Origin of the sequence: Microbacterium mcarthurae, from assembly GCF_046064585.1 — a bacterium.
In the GTDB taxonomy this organism is placed as follows: domain Bacteria; phylum Actinomycetota; class Actinomycetes; order Actinomycetales; family Microbacteriaceae; genus Microbacterium; species Microbacterium mcarthurae.
Window position 1 is genome coordinate 903,783 of record NZ_JAROCE010000001.1, and the last position, 17,366, is coordinate 921,148.

The 17,366-nt window shown below is 69.9% G+C and carries 17 protein-coding genes; 5 read left to right on the plus strand and 12 right to left on the minus strand.

Translation table 11 applies throughout. The features are described from left to right. Nucleotides 1-15: 15 nt before the first annotated feature. From P5G46_RS04410 to P5G46_RS04420, 3 genes are all read right to left on the minus strand, one after another. Complete coding sequence (locus P5G46_RS04410) at nt 16-1,041, minus strand: ABC transporter permease (protein WP_408905054.1); 1,026 nt, start codon at nt 1,039-1,041, stop codon at nt 16-18. Continuing rightward, nucleotides 1,038-2,417, minus strand: a complete 1,380-nt coding sequence (locus P5G46_RS04415; RefSeq protein WP_239275059.1) for an amidohydrolase family protein — start codon at nt 2,415-2,417, stop codon at nt 1,038-1,040. Before P5G46_RS04415 ends, P5G46_RS04410 begins: the two co-directional genes overlap by 4 nt. Before the next feature lie 133 nt (nt 2,418-2,550). Beyond that, nucleotides 2,551-3,984 carry an amidohydrolase family protein gene (locus P5G46_RS04420; protein ID WP_408905055.1) on the minus strand — a complete coding sequence of 478 codons (1,434 nt, stop codon included), beginning with the start codon at nt 3,982-3,984 and terminating at the stop codon, nt 2,551-2,553. A gap of 125 nt (nt 3,985-4,109) precedes the next feature. Here P5G46_RS04420 and P5G46_RS04425 point away from each other — a divergent pair, with 125 nt between their 5' ends. After that, nucleotides 4,110-5,150 (plus strand): ketopantoate reductase family protein, encoded by a 1,041-nt coding sequence (locus tag P5G46_RS04425; protein WP_408905056.1) that lies wholly within the window; start codon nt 4,110-4,112, stop codon nt 5,148-5,150. Nucleotides 5,151-5,269: 119 nt separating this feature from the next. Beyond that, nucleotides 5,270-5,959 carry a helix-turn-helix domain-containing protein gene (locus P5G46_RS04430; protein WP_239275062.1) on the plus strand — a complete coding sequence of 230 codons (690 nt, stop codon included), beginning with the start codon at nt 5,270-5,272 and terminating at the stop codon, nt 5,957-5,959. A 5-nt stretch (nt 5,960-5,964) separates the two neighbouring features. On the opposite strand, the gene P5G46_RS04435 is transcribed toward P5G46_RS04430, so the two are convergent. From P5G46_RS04435 to P5G46_RS04445, 3 genes are read right to left on the minus strand one after another with little or no spacing between them, the layout of a single operon-like run. Next, nucleotides 5,965-7,020: a zinc-dependent alcohol dehydrogenase gene (locus P5G46_RS04435; protein WP_239275176.1), complete on the minus strand. Its 1,056-nt coding sequence runs from the start codon at nt 7,018-7,020 to the stop codon at nt 5,965-5,967. A gap of 5 nt (nt 7,021-7,025) precedes the next feature. Continuing rightward, nucleotides 7,026-7,337 (minus strand): Dabb family protein, encoded by a 312-nt coding sequence (locus tag P5G46_RS04440; RefSeq protein ID WP_239275063.1) that lies wholly within the window; start codon nt 7,335-7,337, stop codon nt 7,026-7,028. Nucleotides 7,338-7,346: 9 nt separating this feature from the next. Beyond that, nucleotides 7,347-8,813, minus strand: a complete 1,467-nt coding sequence (locus P5G46_RS04445) for an amidohydrolase family protein (RefSeq protein ID WP_408905057.1) — start codon at nt 8,811-8,813, stop codon at nt 7,347-7,349. Nucleotides 8,814-8,957: 144 nt separating this feature from the next. Between P5G46_RS04445 and P5G46_RS04450 the strand changes: the two genes are divergently transcribed. Further along, on the plus strand, nt 8,958-9,962 hold the full coding sequence (locus tag P5G46_RS04450) for a ketopantoate reductase family protein (RefSeq protein WP_239275065.1): 1,005 nt from the start codon (nt 8,958-8,960) through the stop codon (nt 9,960-9,962). A gap of 4 nt (nt 9,963-9,966) precedes the next feature. Here the strand turns inward: P5G46_RS04450 and rlmB are convergent, their stop codons facing one another. Together rlmB and cysS are read right to left on the minus strand one after the other, a co-directional pair. Then, nucleotides 9,967-10,965, minus strand: coding sequence for a 23S rRNA (guanosine(2251)-2'-O)-methyltransferase RlmB (rlmB, locus tag P5G46_RS04455; RefSeq protein WP_239275066.1), 999 nt, complete (start codon nt 10,963-10,965; stop codon nt 9,967-9,969). Beyond that, nucleotides 10,962-12,359, minus strand: coding sequence for a cysteine--tRNA ligase (cysS, locus tag P5G46_RS04460; protein WP_375095814.1), 1,398 nt, complete (start codon nt 12,357-12,359; stop codon nt 10,962-10,964). Before cysS ends, rlmB begins: the two co-directional genes overlap by 4 nt. A gap of 68 nt (nt 12,360-12,427) precedes the next feature. Between cysS and P5G46_RS04465 the strand changes: the two genes are divergently transcribed. Next, nucleotides 12,428-12,889: a GNAT family N-acetyltransferase gene (locus P5G46_RS04465; RefSeq protein ID WP_408905058.1), complete on the plus strand. Its 462-nt coding sequence runs from the start codon at nt 12,428-12,430 to the stop codon at nt 12,887-12,889. Here P5G46_RS04465 and ispD read toward each other — a convergent pair. Both ispD and P5G46_RS04475 read right to left on the minus strand, forming a co-directional pair. Next, a complete protein-coding gene (gene ispD / locus P5G46_RS04470; protein WP_408905059.1) occupies nt 12,886-14,085 on the minus strand; it encodes a 2-C-methyl-D-erythritol 4-phosphate cytidylyltransferase in 1,200 nt (399 codons plus the stop codon). The two genes, P5G46_RS04465 and ispD, sit on opposite strands and share 4 nt — an antisense overlap. A gap of 43 nt (nt 14,086-14,128) precedes the next feature. Next, on the minus strand, nt 14,129-14,611 hold the full coding sequence (locus tag P5G46_RS04475; RefSeq protein WP_056229249.1) for a CarD family transcriptional regulator: 483 nt from the start codon (nt 14,609-14,611) through the stop codon (nt 14,129-14,131). A 145-nt stretch (nt 14,612-14,756) separates the two neighbouring features. Here P5G46_RS04475 and P5G46_RS04480 point away from each other — a divergent pair, with 145 nt between their 5' ends. Then, the gene (locus tag P5G46_RS04480; RefSeq protein ID WP_275437943.1) at nt 14,757-15,341 is read left to right on the plus strand and encodes a DNA modification methylase; all 585 of its coding nucleotides are present in this window, start codon (nt 14,757-14,759) and stop codon (nt 15,339-15,341) included. Between the two features lie 54 nt (nt 15,342-15,395). Here P5G46_RS04480 and P5G46_RS04485 read toward each other — a convergent pair whose 3' ends face one another. Then, nucleotides 15,396-16,079, minus strand: a complete 684-nt coding sequence (locus P5G46_RS04485; protein ID WP_239275071.1) for a response regulator transcription factor — start codon at nt 16,077-16,079, stop codon at nt 15,396-15,398. Beyond that, a complete protein-coding gene (locus P5G46_RS04490; protein ID WP_375095818.1) occupies nt 16,076-17,293 on the minus strand; it encodes a sensor histidine kinase in 1,218 nt (405 codons plus the stop codon). The genes P5G46_RS04485 and P5G46_RS04490 overlap by 4 nt, the downstream gene beginning before the upstream one ends. Nucleotides 17,294-17,366: the final 73 nt, after the last annotated feature.

Below are 17,366 nucleotides of genomic sequence, written 5' to 3' on the forward strand. Positions count from 1 at the left end.
GTTCGGAGGGCCGGTTCAGGCTCCGGGACGCCGTCTCATGAGATTCCGGATACGTGACGTGGTGCCTCCCAGCTGCAGCTGGGCGACGATCCCGACGCCGATGATGAGCGCCTGGACGATGTTCTGCACGGCGGTGGCCTGCGTGAACGTCTGGACCAGCTGCGTGAGCTGGGCGAGGAAGAGAGCGCCGAGCGCGGTGCCGACGACACTCCCCCGGCCGCCCGTGAGGGCGGTACCGCCGAGGACGACCGCGGCGATCGAGGGCAGCAGGTAGTCGTCGCCCGCGGTCAGCGTGGGGGTGCGCAGGAGTCCCGCGAGCAGCACGCCACCGGCGGCGGCGAGACCCGCCGAGAGCACATACGCCACGATCGTGTAGCCGCGTGTGCCGATGCCGAGATTCGCCGCGCTGCGGGGGTTCTCCCCGACGAGCTCGAAGCGGCGGCCGAGCCGCGTCAGCTTCAGCACGATGTGCACCGCGAGGGTCAGCGCGACCGCGAAGAAGACGAGGACCGGGATGCCGCCCCACCGGCTGAGCGCGAACTGGTTCAGCGCGTCGGGGCTCTGGGTCGCGAAGCCCCCGGAGACGGCCTGGACGGTACCGATCATCAGCGCGTTCACCGCGATGGTGACCACGAGGGGCGGCAGACCGAAGAGCGTGATGACCAGGCCGCTGGCGAGGCCGAACGCGGCGGTCGCGACGATGGCGGCCACGATCGCGGCGGGAAGCCCCAGGGCGTCGTCTCCGCCGAATCGGGCGACGATCAAGGCGCCCAGGGTCACCGCGCCGGGAATCGACAGGTCGAGGCCGCCCTGCTGGATGACGAGGGTCTGTCCGATGGCGACGATGGCGATGAGGGCCGCGAACGGCAGCATCGACACGATCGCGGTCGGTCCAACGCTGCCCGGCGCGATGAGGGGGCTCACCAGGAACAGCGCGGCCACCGCGATGAGCGCGCGGGTGCCGGGCCAGGCGAGCACCATCCGCGCCGTGGGACCGTGGTCCTTCGGCGCGATGCGGGCGGGAGCGGCGAGACCGATCATGCCGTCACCAGTGTGGGGTGCCAGGTGCCGTCGAGCCGGGCCTCCGGCATCTGTCCGAGCAGGTACGAGCGGGATGCCTCGGCATCCGCCTTCAGCCGGGCGAGGTCGACTCCGACCAGCTCGCCGTCCTTCTTCACTCGTCGTCCCTGCACGAACACGTCGCGGACGAGACCCGGGTGGGCCGAGTAGACGAGGCTCCCGATCGGGTTGTTCAGCGGGGTCAGGGCGAGCGAACGATCGTCGAGCACGACGATGTCGGCGGCCTTGCCGACGGCCAGCGATCCCGTCGTCTCGGCCAGCCCCGCGGCGTGCGCGCCGTCGATCGTGGCGAACTGCACGACGTCGGCGCACGTGAGGCTGATGCGCTCGAGCACTTCGCCGGTGTCGACCGACGGCGCGTTGTCGAGCGCCCGCTGCATGCCGATGGCCGTGCGCATCGTGGCGAACATGTCGCCGCCGTTGGAGCTGCAGACGTCGATCGAGAACGTCGGGCGGATGCCCGCGCGCAGCAGACGACCGGTGGCGGGGAACCCGTGCCCCATCTGCATCTCGACGTCGGGCGCGACCGAGGCGGTTCCGCCGCTGTCGGAGATGAGGCGCAGCTCGTCGTCGCTGAGCGTGCAGCAGTGCACGTAGGTGATGCGGTCCGAGAGCAGGCCGTCGGCGTTCATCTTGTGGATGGGTCCGGACTTGCCCCAGTATCCGTCGCCCGCGTGCATCGTGACGCGCAGATCGAGGTCGGCGGCGAGGCGGAAGTCCAGGACGTTCACCTCGGGCGTGACGAACTGGGGTCCGCGCAGAGCGAGGGCCATGGTCACCAGTCCGTCGCCGGAGGAGAAGTGCTCGTCGCGGACGCGTCGCGCGTCGGCGGGGTGCGGGTTGGCCGACGGGAGGCTCCCCCACTGCTCGGCACCGCCGCCGTGCGCGAAGACCGCCCGCATGCCCGTGTCCTTGAGCGCCGCGACCGCCGCATCGGCGTGCTCGGGCGTGGCGAGGTTGTGGGACCAGTCGACCAGGGTGGTGATGCCGGAGTCCAGCGCTTCGAGGGCGCCGAGGTAGTTGCCGGTGTAGGTATCCTCGGGGCGGAAGTGCTTGCTGAGTCCGGTGTGGAGCCCGGCCAGGTACTCCGTCAGCGACCAGTCCGACGCGAGGTTGCGAACGACCGACTGCCAGGTGTGACGGTGGGTGTCGACGAAGCCCGGGTGCACGATGCGCCCGCGGACATCGATGACCTCGGCGTCCGCGGCATCCAGGCCCTGGCCGATGGCCTCGATCGTTCCGTCTGCACCGATCAGGATGTCGGTGTCGGTGAGGACCTCGCCGGGCCGGACCGCGGTGATGACGGTCCCTCCCCGCAGCAGCGTGCGCGTGCTCATGTCGTGGTGACTCCCTCGTCGAACCGGAGCGTCGTCGCGCCGGTGATGTGCGTTGTTCGGATGCTAGAAAGTGTGACTGAACATGTCAAGTATTTGTTATCACTCCGTAGTCCTACGTCCAGCGTCGCTGAATTCACGCGCGCTCCCGATACAGCGGGATGTCGATGGGAGGCTGCGGGATGAACGACCCCGCTCCCCCCATCCGGTCGTACAGGTACTCGTGCGAGCGCTCGAGCGTGGCGGCCGCCGCCCCGACGTCGACGTGCGTCAGGAGGCCGCCGCGCTTGACGATCCGCCCGTCCACGAGCACCGTGTCCACGCAGCCGGCGTGCGCCTGCGACACCACGGCCCCGGTCGGGTCGGCGCGGTTCCACCCGACCTGGCTGATCCCCGACATGTTCACCAGGACGATGTCCGCACGTTTACCCGGGGTCAGCGAGCCGACGAGGTGATCGACGCCGGCCGCACGCGCCCCGTTGAGAGTGACCCAGCGCAACGCGTCGCGCGTCGTCCACGACATCGCCTGCGGCGCGCGCATCACGGCGTACTCGGGTTCGTCGGCGCGATAGCGCGACGCCTGCAGCACGAGGCGACTGTGCGAGATCATGTCGCCCCCGTTCCCCGAGACGCAGTCGATCCCGAGGCTGGGCCCGGGCGTGTGAGCCGTGACCTCAGCGATCGCGGGATACCCCATCCCCATCTGCATCTCGGTCTCGGCACAGACCGAGACGGTCACCCCGCTGCCGTCGAGCAGCGCCCACTCGTGGGGGGTGTTGAAGGTGCAATGCACGAGGAGCAGGTCGTCGGCGAGCAGCCCGTGCGCATGAAGCACCTCCACGTCCTGGAAGAGCTGGCGGACCATGACCTGATTGGCGTGGAAAGTGATCCGCGCGCCGAGCTCACGCGCCAGTCGGAACTCCGCCGCCACGTCTGCGACGGGCGCGATGGCCAGCTCCTGCGGCGCGATCCCGAAACGCAGCAATTGGTCCTCGCTGGAGAAGTATTCCTCGCGGATCCTCTCGGCCAGCAGCGCGCGCGTGGCGAGAGCCGCCGGGTCCGCCCCGGCGTGCGACCCGCCGCGGGACTGGCTCCAGGTGTTCGTCGTGATGGGCGTGAGGCCGTGGGCGTAGAGCGCCCGGATGCCGGCATCCCGAAGCCCCGTCACGGCCGCGTGCGCGCCGTCCGGGTCGAGGATGTTGTGGCAGTAGTCGACGATCGTCGTGATGCCGGAGTTGAGCGCGTCGAGGGCGCCGACGTAGTTGCCGGCGTACATGTCGTCCGCGCGGTACAGCGGCGCCATGTGCAGCCGGATGCCCCTCAGGTAGTCGGGGATGTTGCCGTCGGCGAGGATCCCGCGCAGCGCCGTCTGCCACGTGTGACGGTGGGTGTCGACCATCCCGGGGATGGCGATCATGTCGCGCCCCTCGATGACGGTGGCGTCCGACACCGCGATGTCGGGGCGGATCTCACGGATGACACCGTCCTCGATCAGGATGTCGGTCCGGGCGAGGTCGCCCAGATCGTCGTCGACGGTGGCCGCCGCCACGTCACGGATGAGTGTGCGCATGCTCGCTCCCTCGCGATCCGTTCGGGTCTTCCTCGACCCGACGTTGTGCTGAACTACACACGAATGTACAGTCGCAGCAAGATTTGTAAAGCCTGAGCGCACATACCGCCGGTCAAGGAGGACCCATGGGCCAGAAGAATCCCCGCATCGCCGTGCTCGGCACCGGCGCGCAGGGCGCAAGCATCGGGGCGGACCTCGTCCGTGCCGGTCTCGACGTCACGTACATCGAGCAGTGGCCGGCGCACGTCGAGGCCATGCGCGCGCGCGGGATCGAAGTGCGTCTGCCCGACGAGACCCACGTCACGCCCGTCCACGCCCTGCATCTGTGCGAGGTGGCGACCCTCCGCGAGCCCTTCGACATCGTCTTCATCGTCGTCAAGGCGTACGACACCCGCTGGGTCGCCGAGCTGATCGCCCCGTACGTCGCGGAGGACGGGTTGGTCGTGGGCCTGCAGAACGGGATGACGCAGGATGCCATCGCGGCCGCCGTCGGCGCGCACCGCACCATGGGCGCCGTGATCGAGGTCGCGTCGAACATGTTCGAACCCGGCATCGTGAACCGGCAGACACCCGTCTCGGGCTCATGGTTCGCCGTCGGTGCTTACGACGACAGCGCCCGCGGGCGAGAGCCCGAGGTGCAGGCGGTCCTCTCCCATACCGGACGCGTCGACATCTCGCCCGACATCCGCTCGTCCAAGTGGATGAAGCTGGTCGCCAACGCCGGTGAACTCGTCCCCTCCGCGATCCTCGACCTCCCCCTGGCCCCCGCGGTGGCACTCCCCGGCGTGCACGACTTCATGATCGAGTGCGGCAAAGAGGCCGCGCGCGCCGCGCTCGCCGACGGCAGCCGGCTCATGCCGATCTTCGGGCTCTCCGAGGACGCCGTGACCGACCCCGACCGTTACGCGGCCGACCTCCTCGGCGCCGTGCTCGACAGCTTCTCCCTCCCCGACACCAAGACGACGGTCCTGCAGGACTGGATGAAGGGTCGACACGCGGAGTACGAGGAGGTGAACGGGCTCGTCGTATCCGTGCTCGCGGCCGCGGGGCAGGAAGCGCCGTACAACGCGCACACCGTTCGCCTCGCGAAAGAGATCGAGGCGGGACGGATGCCCCGCTCCGCAGCGAACGTCGATGCCCTCCTCGACGTCGTCGTGAACGGATGAGGCGTCACCGTGTTCAGGCGCGGCGCACAGGATGTGCGCGGGCAGGCCGGTAGCGTGGTCCCTCGACGGGCGGTCTCCCGGTGATCGGGATCACCGCCCTCGGACGAGGAGGCGCGGACATGACCGACGACATCGGCCAGCGACTGCGTGACGCGCGGCTGCAGCGCGGGATGAGTCTGCGCAGCGTCGCGAGCTCGCTGGGCGTGTCGGCGAGCCTGATCTCCCAGGTGGAGACGGGAAAGACGCAGCCGTCCGTGTCGACGCTGTACGCGATCGTGACGCATCTGGGCATCTCCATCGACGAGCTGCTCGGGGTGTCCGCGACCGCTCCCACCGAGACGACGGTTCCCTCACCCGCGCCGACATCGTCCGACCCCACCGTGCAGCACGCGGCCGACAACGCCGTCCTCGACATGGAGAACGGCGTGCGGTGGGAGCGCCTGGCCGCCGGCGCGGGACCGGCCGACGCTCTGCTCGTCACCTATCAGCCGGGTGCCTCCAGCTCCGTGGAGGGCAAGATGATGCGCCACGCGGGCATGGAGTACGCCTATCTCCTGGAGGGCGAGCTGACCCTGCGCCTGGAGTTCGACACCTTCACCCTCCGGCCGGGCGACAGCCTGCACTTCGACTCGATCCGCCCCCACCTGTACGTCAACCAGAGCGATCAGATCGCTCGCGGCATCTGGTTCGTCGTCGGACGCCGCGAGCACAATCAGGCCATGCCGTCGGCGGGGCAGCTCGGCACGCCCCGCGAGACGATCGAGTCCGCGGTCGACGTCCTGCGCGCGATGGACGACCTCGGCCGCTGACGCCCTCAGCGCACCGCGCCGTGTCGCGCCACGCGCCGCCGTGTCGCGGTCGGGTCGATCACGGTCTTGATCTGGCGCGACCCTCCGCGGGTCAGGGGGCCGAGCGCCCCCTCCGCGACCTCGTCGAGAGGGAGCACCTCGTCGGCGACGTCGGACCAGTCCGCCCGGGCCGCCAGCAGCTCCACCGCGCGCGGAAGATCGGCCGCGATCGCGTGAGCGACGGTGCCGACGATCGTGTACTCGCGCAACGTCCACGCTCCCAGAGGGACGGGGATGTCCTCGCGCTGAATGCCGACGGGAACGAGCACCGCGCCCGGGAGGGCCGCGTCGACGACCTCGTCCCATCCGGCCCGAGACCCGCTCACCTCGAACAGGACGTCGGCCTCGCGCCCCGCAGACCTCAGCTCAGCGGCGACGGAGCTCTCCCCGGCCGTCAAGGTGCGTTCGGCTCCGAGTGCGCGGGCGAGAGCGAGTCGGCTCTCGGAGCGGTCGACCGCGAGCACCCGGGCACCGACGGACGCGGCGGCGTACGTCAGGAAAGCGCCGATCCCTCCCACACCGACGACCACGGCGTCCTGCCCCTCCGAGAGCCCGCTCCGCGCCACCGCGTGCACCGCGATGGCCATCGGCTGCGCGAGCGCGAGCGTGTCGGATGCCAGCCCCCACGCCGAGACATCCTGCACCGTGCCCGCCGGGACGCGCACGAACTCCGCGAGTCCCCCGTCCACCTGCAGTCCGGCCGTGCGATAGCGGCGGCACAGGTTGGTCCGGCCCGCACGGCACGGCTTGCACTCACCGCACGAGATCCCGGCGCCGCACACCACCTGCGCGTCGAGCGGAAGATCCACGCCCTCGCCGACGGCCTCGACGGTCCCGGTGAACTCGTGACCCAGCACGACCGGCAGATGCGTGAGCACGGGACCGCGGGAGTACTCGGTGGCATCCGACCCGCACACCCCGCACCCCGTCACCCGGACGAGGACCTCGCCGGGACCGGGGACGGGCACCGGCCGGCTCTCGACGCGCAGGTCCCCCGGCCCGTAGAGCACGGCCGCCCGCATGACGGTCACAGGGCGGTCCCGTCGGGAACCTCGAGCTGCGCCGCCTGGCGGTCCTCGATCATCCGGGACAGGTGGGCGTCGTACACCGCCGCGTGCGCCGGGGAGTCCAGGTACGCAGCGAGCGCCTGCTCATCGTCGACGAGAGCGACGACGGCGTAGTCCGCGGGGCTCGGTCGAAGGCGCAGATTCACGCCGCACCGGTATCCGCGCAGGACCGGCAGCCCCGCCGCCATGTCCTCGAGCGCTTCGGTCAGAGCCTCCACCTCCTCGGGGGTGACCTCAGACCTCCACGTGAACAGGGCGGCGTGCAGGATCATCCGGTCTCCTCAGTCCTGGGCGCGGGCGACGACGTGGGCGTCGCCGTCGGTGTAGCGGTACGGGTTCTCGATCTCCTCGTCGACGGGGATCTCGGGGTGCATGCCCTCTTCCCACGCCTGATCGCCCAGCTTCGAGCGCACGTACTCCACCGACGCGGCCACCTTGTCCCGCACGGGCGCCAGAGGAAGGCCGATGCGGGTCCCCTGGTACTTGACGACCTTTCCGTTCACGACGACCGTGTGGACGTCCGCGGTCCCGGCCTGGTAGACGACGTGCGCGTACGGGTGGAGGATCGGGGTCATCGCGGGAGACTCGTCGTTCTTGATCAGCACGATGTCGGCGCGCTTGCCGGGCGTCAGTGAGCCGATGCGGTCCTCGAGACCGAGGGAACGCGCACCGCCCATCGTCGCCATCCGCAGCACGTCCTCGGCCCGCAGCCGGTTGGCCACGATGGTCTCACCCCGGGCGTGCGCCTCGAGGTGGTCGCGTGAGCGGTCGGCGCTCAGGGTCGCCCGCATGGCCGAGAAGAAGTCGGCGCTCCACCAGACGCTCGTGTCCATCGAGAGGGATGCCGGAATTCCGTGCTTGCGGATCGCCCACGTCGAGGGGTATCCCTGGCCGGCGCTCTGCTCGGACTCGGTGGCCACCGAGACGGTCCCCCCGGTCGCCGCGATCTTCTGGTAGCTCTGCTCGTTGAGCGACGCGGAGTGGACGTAGCAGATCTCGGGCGTCATGAACCCGGCGTCGTACATCTGCGTGATCGCGGTGTCGGTCGTGGCTCCCCAGACACCGGCGTGCGTGGTCACGCGCAGGCCGAGTTCGCGCGCCGCCTCGAACGCGCCCCGCTCGGGGAACTCTGGGGAACCGGGGACGTCGAAGGCCAGCTGCAGCGTCATCATGTCGTCGGGCGCCGAGAAGTTGCGCGAGACGAAGTCGCGGAACTCGGGAGCGTTGGCCCACTCCCACGGCGCGCCGAGATAGTTGCCGTAGCCGAGGACGAACCGCCCCGGGATCTCGCGCAACGCCTGGAGCGCCGCGTCCCCGTACTCGGGAGTGCGGAGGCCGTGCGACCAGTCGAGCGTCGTGGTGACACCGGTGTCGACGGATTCCAGCGCGCTGAGGAGGTTGCCGGCGTAGACGTCTTCGGGGCGGAACACCTCTCCCCAGTTCAGGTAGTAGAAGACGAAATATTGGCTGAGCGCCCAGTCCCCGCCGTATCCGCGCAACGCGGACTGCCACATGTGACGGTGGGTGTCGACGAACCCGGGGGTGACGATGCCGCCGGCGGCATCGATCTCGAGAGTGCCCTCGGGAACGGCGAGTCGGTGCCCGACCGCGGCGATGTCGCGGCCGATCACGAGAACGTCGGCGTCGTTCAGCACGCCCTGCTCGTCCATGGTGATGACGGTGGCGTTGCGGAAGACGAACGGGCGGTCCGCCGAGAACTGCTCAGCGGAGGGTGTGCTGTCGGTCATGGTCTTCTCCCCATTGAGAATGTTCGTTCCTGGTTTACACTCTTCCCAAGTTCCCGGCAAGAGCGGGACGGAACGTTCAGCCGAGTTTCATGAATTGCGCGGTCGTGTCTCGTACGTTCGCCCCCACTCCAACGAAGGAGCATGATGACCACACCGTCCATCGCCGTCCTGGGCGCGGGGGCCAACGGCGCCTCCATCGGCGCGGATCTGATCCACGCCGGCCTCGACCCGGTGCTCATCGAACAGTGGCCGGCGCACGTGGAGGCGATGCGCCGCGACGGCCTCCGCATCGAGATGCCGTCCGGAATCCGGCACGTGCACCCGCGCACACTTCACCTGTGCGAGGTTGCGACCCTGCGGGAGCGGTTCGACCTGGTTCTCCTGGTGACCAAGGCGTACGACGCCCGCTGGTCCGCCGCGCTCATCGAGCCGTATCTCGCCCCCGACGGTGCGATCGCCGCCGTGCAGAACGGCATGACGACAGAGGCGGTCGCCGACGTGGTCGGAGCGGACCGGTGCGTCGGTGCCGTGATCGAGATCTCCTCGACGATGACCGACCCCGGCATCGTGCATCGCCACGTCGATCCCGAGCGGTCCTGGTTCGCCGTGGATGCTCGAGCCCCGCGCGGCGCAGACGTGGCAGACCTCCTGTCGCACTCGGGCGAGGTCGCCCGCGTCGACGACATCGCCTCGGCGAAGTGGATGAAGCTCGTCAGCAACGCATCGGTGCTGGTTCCCACGGCGGCACTCGGTCTGCCCATGGTGGATGCCATCACGGTGCCGGGCATGCGCGACGTCATGCTCGAGGCGGGCCGTGAGGCACTGCGAGTGGCGGGCACCCACCGCGTGCTGCCGATCTTCGGCCTCACGCCCGCGTCGATCGCGGACTCGCCGGATGTCGTGGAGACGATGCTCGATGCGCTCTACGAACGGTTCACCGTGCCGGGGGCGACGACCACGGTGCTCCAGGACTGGCGCAAGGGCCGGCACAGCGAAGTCGACGACATCAACGGCGCCGTCGTGGCCGCGGGCCGCCGGCTCGGCATCCCGACGCCCGTCAACGAGGCGATCGTCGCCGTCGGACACGCCATCGAGCGGGGCGACGTCGAACCGTCCCCGGCCGCGCTGCGCGAGATGCAGCGCGGCTGAGGGATCAGTTGGCGTTACGCAGCGTCGAGACCTGGTACAGGGCGACGGATGCCGCGATCCCCGCGTTCAGCGACTCGGTCGCCGTCGAGATCGGGATCGACACCACCTGATCGCACGTCTCGGTCACCAGGCGCGACAGGCCCTTGCCCTCGGACCCGACGACGATGACGACGGGGCGGTCGGCCAGTTCCAGCTCGGGCAGCGACACGTCGCCGTCGCCGGCGAGGCCGAGCACGAAGACGCCCTGCTTCTTGAAGTCCTTCAGCGTCGCGGTGAGGTTCGCCGCGAGCGCCACCGGCACGCGCGCAGCCGCACCGGCGCTGGTCTTCCAGGCCGCCGAGTTCACGCTCGCCGATCGACGCTGCGGCAGGACGAGACCCTGACCCCCGAAAGCGGCGGTCGAGCGGATGATCGCGCCGAGATTGCGCGGATCGGTCACACCGTCGAGAGCGACCAGGAGCGGCAGCTCGCCACGGTCGATGATCTGCTCGAGCATGTCCTGCGGGTGGGCGTACTCGTACGGCGGCACCTTCAGGGCGACGCCCTGGTGAACGCCGTCGAAGCCCGCCATCCGGTCCAGTTCGGGCCGGGTGACCTCGAGCACGGGGATGCCACGGTGCGTAGCGATCGACAGCATCTCCTTGACACGGTCGTCCATCTCGACGCGCTGCGCGATGTAGAACGCCGTCGCAGGGATCTTCGCGCGCAGCGCCTCGAGGACCGAGTTGCGGCCGGTGACGGTTTCGGTGTCGTCGGACTGCTTGGGCCGCGCGCGGTTCTGCGAGGAGCCGACCGGGCGCACCCCGGGCTTGCCCTTGCCACCGGCGGCGGCGTAACGCTCCTGAGCGGCCTTGCGCTTGCCGGCGACGTGCCAGCTGCGGTCCTCCGCCTTGGGCGTGGGGCCCTTGCCCTCGAGCGCCTTGCGCGAGTGACCGCCGGTTCCCTTCAGCGGGCCTTTCTTTTTGCCGGGCTTGCGGGCTCCGGGCCGTCCAGGCTTGCTCATTCGATACTCCAGGTGGTTCCGGCCGGAGTGTCCTCCAGCGTGATTCCGGCGGCGGCGATGGCATCACGGATGCGATCGGCAGCGGCCCAGTCCTTGTCGGCGCGCGCACGGGCGCGCTCGTCGACGAGTCCGCGCATGAGCGAATCCAGTGTCGACTCTGCGGCGGCGTCGGCGTGATCTCGGGAACCCGCGAAGGCGGACCGTTCCAGTCCGAGCACGTGGATCATCCCGAGGACGTCCGATGCGTGTCTTTCGACCTCCACGCTCGGATCGCCCGCCCAATCATAGGCTCTGTTGCCTGCACGAACGGCCTCGTGCAGAACCGCGAGAGCACGCGGCACGTTCAGATCGTCGTCGAGCGCTTCCTCGAACTCGGACGGAAGGGTCGTGCGCAGCGACGGTCCGAAGACGCGCTCGACGTTCGCGATGAAGGCATCCACGCGCCCGAGGGCGCTTTCGGCCTCTTCGAAAGCACGGTCCGAGATATCGAGACTCGACCGGTAGTGGGCGCCGGCGAGCGCATACCGCACCACCCGCGGATCGCGCGCGGCGAGCACGTCGGAAGCGAGCGTGAAGTTGCCGAGCGACTTCGACATCTTCTGCCCGTCGACGGTCACGAGACCGTTGTGCACCCAGTAGCGCGCGAAGGCATCGCCCGCCGCGGTGGACTGCGCGATCTCGTTCTCGTGGTGCGGGAAGCGCAGGTCGAGGCCACCCCCGTGGATGTCGAACGTCGGGCCGAGGTAGCGCCGCGACATCGCGGAGCACTCGATGTGCCATCCGGGTCGTCCCGCGCCCCACGGCGACGCCCAGGTCGCCGACGCGGGCTCGCCCTCCTTCGCCCCCTTCCACAGGGCAAAATCCCGCGGGTCGCGCTTGCCGCGGGGATCGGCGTCGGCGGCGGACTCCATGGCATCCACGCTCTGGTGCGTGAGCTCGCCGTAGGCGGGCCACGAGCGCACATCGAAGTAGACGTCGCCCGCGGCGGCGTAGGCGTGCCCGCGATCGATCAGCTGAGCGATGAGCTCCTGCATCTGGGTCACCGATGCGGTCGCGCGGGGCTCGTACGTCGGGGGCAGGATGCCGACGGAGGCGTAGGCGCGGGTGAACTCCAGCTCCATGCGATAGGCCAGCGCCCACCACGGCTCGGCGTCGGTGGCGTTGGCGAGCACCTTGTCGTCGATGTCGGTGACGTTGCGGACGAACGTCACCCGTTCGAAGCGGTACTGCAGCCAGCGGCGAAGCAGATCGAAAGCGAGGGCGGCGCGGACGTGACCGATGTGCGGGCCGGACTGGACCGTGGGCCCGCAGACGTACATCGTGACGTTCGTGGGGTCGACGGGGACGAAGTCGCGCAGAGCCTGCGCTTTCGTGTCATACAGCCGGACGGTCACCGCTACAGCCTATCGGCCGCCTCGGACGGCGACCCGGGCCCGAAACACGGCCCCGCTAGGGTCGCCTCATGGTGTGGGAGATCCGACTCGACGACGTGTCCGCCGCCGACACACGCGCGCTCGTCACCGCACACGTGTCCAGGATGCGGGAGAACACCCCGCCCGAGAGCTGCCACGCGCTCGACGCCGACGCGCTCCTGGACGGGGGCGCGCTCCTGTGGTCCGCACGTGTCGAGGGCGAGCTCGCCGGTATCGGCGCGCTCGCCCCGTGGGGCGAGGACGCGGGTGAGCTGAAGTCGATGCGCGTCACCGAACAGTTCCTCGGGCAGGGGGTCGGCCGCGCGATTCTGCGGCACATCATGAACGAGGCGCGCGGCCGCGGCATCCGGAGCCTGTGGTTGGAGACCGGAAGCGGCGACGACTTCCTCGCCGCACGCGGCCTCTACCGGAGCGAGGGATTCGTCGAGTGCGGGCCGTTCGGGTCGTACCGACCCGACCCGCTCTCGACCTTCATGATGCGAGAGCTCTAGGCCGGGACGACGAGCGCTGTCGCGAAGGCGGCGACGCCCTCCGTGCGTCCGGTGAAGCCGAGACCATCGGTGGTCGTCGCACTCACCGATACCGGCGCACCGCCGAGGGCCACGGAGAGCACCCGCTCGGCCTCGGCCCGCCGCGCAGCGAAGCGCGGTCGGTTGGCCTGAACCTGCACCGAGACGTTCCCGATGCGCCAGCCCGCCGCGCTCAGCAGCTCTCGCGTGTGTGCGAGGAACGCCTCCGCGTGCGCGCCCGCGAACTCGGGACGATCCGTGCCGAAGTGCGTGCCGATGTCGCCGAGGCCCGCGGCCGCCAGCAGGGCGTCGACGATCGCGTGCGCCACCGCATCGCCGTCGGAGTGGCCGGACAGCGCCGGCTCTCCCGGCCATTCCAGGCCCGCCAGCCACAGCGAGCCCTCGCCGCCGAACGCGTGCACGTCGGTGCCGACGCCGACCCGGGGAGCGGGGAGCGCGCGGGCGGGGGCGGTGATCGCCGGCGAGTCCGACACGAGCGCTCGTGCGCGATCGAGATCGGGGGCGGTCGTGATCTTGAAGGATGCCGCGTCCCCCGCGACCGTGATCACGGGGTGACCGGCGGCGGCGACGAGAGCGGCGTCGTCCGTATGGTCGGCGTCGGCGGCGTTCACGGCCTCCACCAGCACGTGCCGGCGGAATCCCTGCGGCGTCTGCGCGGCGGCGAGCTCGGAGCGGTCGACGGCCGCGACGATGGCCCCGGTGGCATTCACCTTCTTGATGGTGTCCACGACGGGCACCGCCGGGATGACCGCGTCCGCACCCTTTTCGAGCGCGGCGACGACGCGTTCGAACACCGACGGGGGCGTGAGTGCGCGGGCAGCGTCGTGGACGAGGACGGTGTCGACGTCCGCCCAGAGGGCCGCGAGACCGGCCGCCACCGAGGACTGGCGCGTCGTTCCCCCGGCCACGACCGACACCAGATCGATTCGATCGCCCGCCACCTCACGGACCTCCGTGAGAGCAGGGCCCTCGAACCCCGCGGGCACGACGACGACCACCTGCGCGCGCGGCGCAGCGAACACCCCCCGAAGGGCATGACGCAGGATCGTGTGTTCGTCGAGGCCGACGAAGGCCTTGGGAGCACCGCCGTTCAAGCGAGTGCCGGAGCCGGCGGCGACGACGATGACGGCCAGACGCGGTACGGGTGAGGGAATCACCCGACCACGCTAGCGCGCACGCGCGGGAGAACCGCGCCGACGATCAGGAGGCGAGGACCTCGTCGAGCACGACGCTCGCACGGTCTTCGTCGGTCTTCTCCGCCAGAGCGAGCTCGGAGACGAGGATCTGCCGGGCCTTGGCCAGCATGCGCTTCTCGCCCGCGGACAGACCGCGGTCCTGGTCACGGCGCCACAGGTCGCGCACGACCTCGCTCACCTTGATGACGTCGCCCGAAGCCAACTTCTCGAGGTTCGCCTTGTAGCGGCGCGACCAGTTGGTCGGCTCCTCTGTGAAGGGCGCACGCAGCACCTCGAAGACGCGGTCGAGACCCTCTTTGCCGATCACGTCACGAACGCCCACGAGGTCGACGTTGTCGGCGGGGACCTCGATGACCAGGTCGCCCTGCGTGACGTTGAGCTTCAGGTACTTCTTCGTCTCGCCCTTGATGACGCGTTCTTTGACCTCGATGATCGTGGCCGCGCCATGGTGCGGGTAAACGACGGTCTCGCCAACCTCAAAAAGCATGGAGTTATGTCCTTTCGGCAACATCCAGGATACCACAGGCCCTGATGCGCTAAGGTTCCGCCCCACCCGCACCCCTCCGGTCCCCGTGCGCGCGAGGCGGCGCCCGCGGGCTGCTCGTCCTCCCCGACCCCGTAGGATGATCTGGATGCCGTCTGTCGTTCCGGGAGGATCCGTGAAAACGCGCCTGTTCGCGTCCTTGGCCGTTGGTGCCGCCGTCGTTCTCGGAACGACGGGATGCAACCTCATCGCGCCCCAGGCGACGACCATCGAGTACTCCGCCTCCGACGGAGTCAATGTTCCCGAGTCGGGACCCCTGCAGGTGCGCAACGCCCTGATCGTGGCCGACGACGAGGGCACCGCCGGCAACCTGGTCGCGGCGATCGTCAACGACACCGCCGAGGCGCAGACCCTGCGCCTGGAGGTCGGCGAGGGCAGCGACGTCATCCGTGCCTCGGTGAACGTTCCGGCCGGCCGCACGCTGAGCCTGGGCGACCTGGCCAACGACGTCGAGCCGCTCCCCCTCGAGGGCTTCGAGGGCGCACCCGGCTCGACCGTCCCCGTCTTCTTCCAGTCCGGCGACGGCGAAGGCGCTCTCATTCAGGTGCCCGTCCTCGACGGCGCCCTCGAGTACCTGAGCCCGCTCGCCCCCACGCCCACGCCGACGAGTGCTCTCGTTCCGGCGACGACGCCCTCGGCCACGCCCACCCCCACGCCGACGCCGTCCTCCTGACTGCGCACGAAGGCGCCGACGGTTCTCCCGTCGGCGCCTTCGTCGTTCTCGGGCTCAGGCCTCGAAACGGTAGCCGAGCCCGCGCACGGTGACGAGCATCGACGGCTCGCTCGGGCTCTGCTCGATACGCGACCGGATGCGTTTGATGTGCACGTCGAGCGTCTTGGTGTCACCGAAGTAGTCGGTTCCCCACACCCGGTCGATGAGCTGACCGCGGGTGAGAACGCGGCCGGCGTTGCGCATGAGCACCTCGAGCAGCTCGAACTCCTTCAGCGGCATGTTGATCTCGGCACCGTCGACCGAGACGGTGTGACGGTCGATGTCGAGCGTCACACGCCCACCGGTCAGCACGCGCTCATCGAGGTCGGACTCCTCGGGGCTGCGGCGACGCAGCACTGCGCGCATGCGCGCCAGCAGCTCGCGAGTCGAGTAGGGCTTGGTGACATAGTCGTCTGCGCCGAGCTCGAGCCCCACCACGATGTCGACCTCGGAGTCTTTCGCGGTGAGCATGATGATCGGTACCTGCGACGTCAGCCGCAGCTGACGGCACACCTCGGTCCCGGGCATGCCCGGCAGCATGAGGTCGAGCAGCAGGATGTCGGCTCCGCGCTCGCGGAACGCGGCCAGGGCGAGCGCACCGTCCTCGGCGATCTCGACCTCGTAGCCCTCTCGTCGCAGCAGATAGGCGAGCGGGTCGGCGAGGTCGGGCTCGTCCTCGACGATAAGAACACGGGTCATGCGGTGTCTCCCTTCACGGGTGTGGAGCGTGCGGCGGAGCCGGTCTTGCGGCTCTTGCGCCGGGCTTTGGGACGGACGAGGTCGAGGTCGGGCGCCTCGGACCGCGGAAGGCGGATGGTGAACGTGGAGCCGCGTTCGGGCCGCGACCACAGCCGCACCTCACCGCCGTGCCGTTGGACCGCGTGCTTCACGATCGACAGGCCGAGCCCGGTTCCTCCGGTACGGCGCGACCGCGCCTGGTCGGCGCGGTAGAAGCGCTCGAACACCCGATGCTGATCGCTCTCGGGGATGCCGATACCGCGGTCGGTCACCGCGATCTCCACGACGTCTTCGTCGAGCTTGACGCCGACACCGACCTTCGACCCCTGCGGCGAGTACGCGATCGCGTTGGCGATGAGGTTGCCGAGCGCTTCGGTGAGGATCTGCGGCTCACCCCGGACCCACAGACCCTTCGTTCCCCCGCGCACCACGGTGACCTGCGCGGAGTCGGCCTGGACGGTGTTGGACTCCACGGCGGCAGTCACGACCTCGTCGATCGAGACGTCCCTGACCTCGCTGAGTTCGTCCGATGCCTGCAGGCGAGACAGGCTGAGGATGCGATTGGTCAGCGCCGACAGTCGCTGGATCTCGGCTTGGAGCCGGCCCGAGAAGTACCGGACCTGCGCGGGGTCGTCGGCCGCCGACTCGATCGCTTCGGCGAGGAGGCTCACCGCGCCGACGGGCGTCTTCAGCTCGTGGCTGGTGTTGGCGACGAAGTCGCGCCTCATCTCTTCGACGCGCTCGCGCTCGGTGATGTCGCGCAGCACGAGCAGAACGATGCGAGGAGTCACCGGTGCCGCCCGTACCGCGACGAGGCGGGGCTCGGCCGGCGCTGCTCCGCGGCGCAGACGCAGGTTCTCGCTCACCGCGGCGCCGTTGTCGCGCGCCGCGCGGGCCACACGCCGCAGGTCCTCGTCGGCGATGACGTTGCCGGCGGTCAGACCGAACACCTCGGCCGCGGGCGACAGAGCCAGGACCGTGGCCGACGTGTCGCACACCACGGCGGGATCGTCCAGAGCGCCGAGCATGGACTCCACGCCCTCCGGGAGATCGGACGATCCCTGGGCGAGAGCACGGTCGCGCGCACGCTGCGCGGTGACGACCAGACCCACGACGGAGCTCCCGACGATGACTCCCACGAGGAGCGCGAGCAGCGAGAGCTGCGTGTGATCCATGGGTCCAGCGTAGAGCCGCCCCGCACGCGTCACCTGCCGTTCAGACAGGGCCGGGCGACGCGAGCGGATACTA

Excerpts from the sequence above, each read along its gene's own strand:
- P5G46_RS04410 (WP_408905054.1), bottom strand. The coding sequence starts at position 1,041 with ATGATCGGTCTCGCCGCTCCCGCCCGCATCGCGCCGAAGGACCACGGT.
- P5G46_RS04415 (WP_239275059.1), bottom strand. The coding sequence starts at position 2,417 with ATGAGCACGCGCACGCTGCTGCGGGGAGGGACCGTCATCACCGCGGTC.
- P5G46_RS04420 (WP_408905055.1), bottom strand. The coding sequence starts at position 3,984 with ATGCGCACACTCATCCGTGACGTGGCGGCGGCCACCGTCGACGACGAT.
- P5G46_RS04425 (WP_408905056.1), top strand. The coding sequence starts at position 4,110 with ATGGGCCAGAAGAATCCCCGCATCGCCGTGCTCGGCACCGGCGCGCAG.
- P5G46_RS04430 (WP_239275062.1), top strand. The coding sequence starts at position 5,270 with ATGACCGACGACATCGGCCAGCGACTGCGTGACGCGCGGCTGCAGCGC.
- P5G46_RS04435 (WP_239275176.1), bottom strand. The coding sequence starts at position 7,020 with ATGCGGGCGGCCGTGCTCTACGGGCCGGGGGACCTGCGCGTCGAGAGC.
- P5G46_RS04440 (WP_239275063.1), bottom strand. The coding sequence starts at position 7,337 with ATGATCCTGCACGCCGCCCTGTTCACGTGGAGGTCTGAGGTCACCCCC.
- P5G46_RS04445 (WP_408905057.1), bottom strand. The coding sequence starts at position 8,813 with ATGACCGACAGCACACCCTCCGCTGAGCAGTTCTCGGCGGACCGCCCG.
- P5G46_RS04450 (WP_239275065.1), top strand. The coding sequence starts at position 8,958 with ATGACCACACCGTCCATCGCCGTCCTGGGCGCGGGGGCCAACGGCGCC.
- rlmB (WP_239275066.1), bottom strand. The coding sequence starts at position 10,965 with ATGAGCAAGCCTGGACGGCCCGGAGCCCGCAAGCCCGGCAAAAAGAAA.
- P5G46_RS04465 (WP_408905058.1), top strand. The coding sequence starts at position 12,428 with ATGGTGTGGGAGATCCGACTCGACGACGTGTCCGCCGCCGACACACGC.
- P5G46_RS04475 (WP_056229249.1), bottom strand. The coding sequence starts at position 14,611 with ATGCTTTTTGAGGTTGGCGAGACCGTCGTTTACCCGCACCATGGCGCG.
- P5G46_RS04480 (WP_275437943.1), top strand. The coding sequence starts at position 14,757 with ATGCCGTCTGTCGTTCCGGGAGGATCCGTGAAAACGCGCCTGTTCGCG.
- P5G46_RS04485 (WP_239275071.1), bottom strand. The coding sequence starts at position 16,079 with ATGACCCGTGTTCTTATCGTCGAGGACGAGCCCGACCTCGCCGACCCG.
- P5G46_RS04490 (WP_375095818.1), bottom strand. The coding sequence starts at position 17,293 with ATGGATCACACGCAGCTCTCGCTGCTCGCGCTCCTCGTGGGAGTCATC.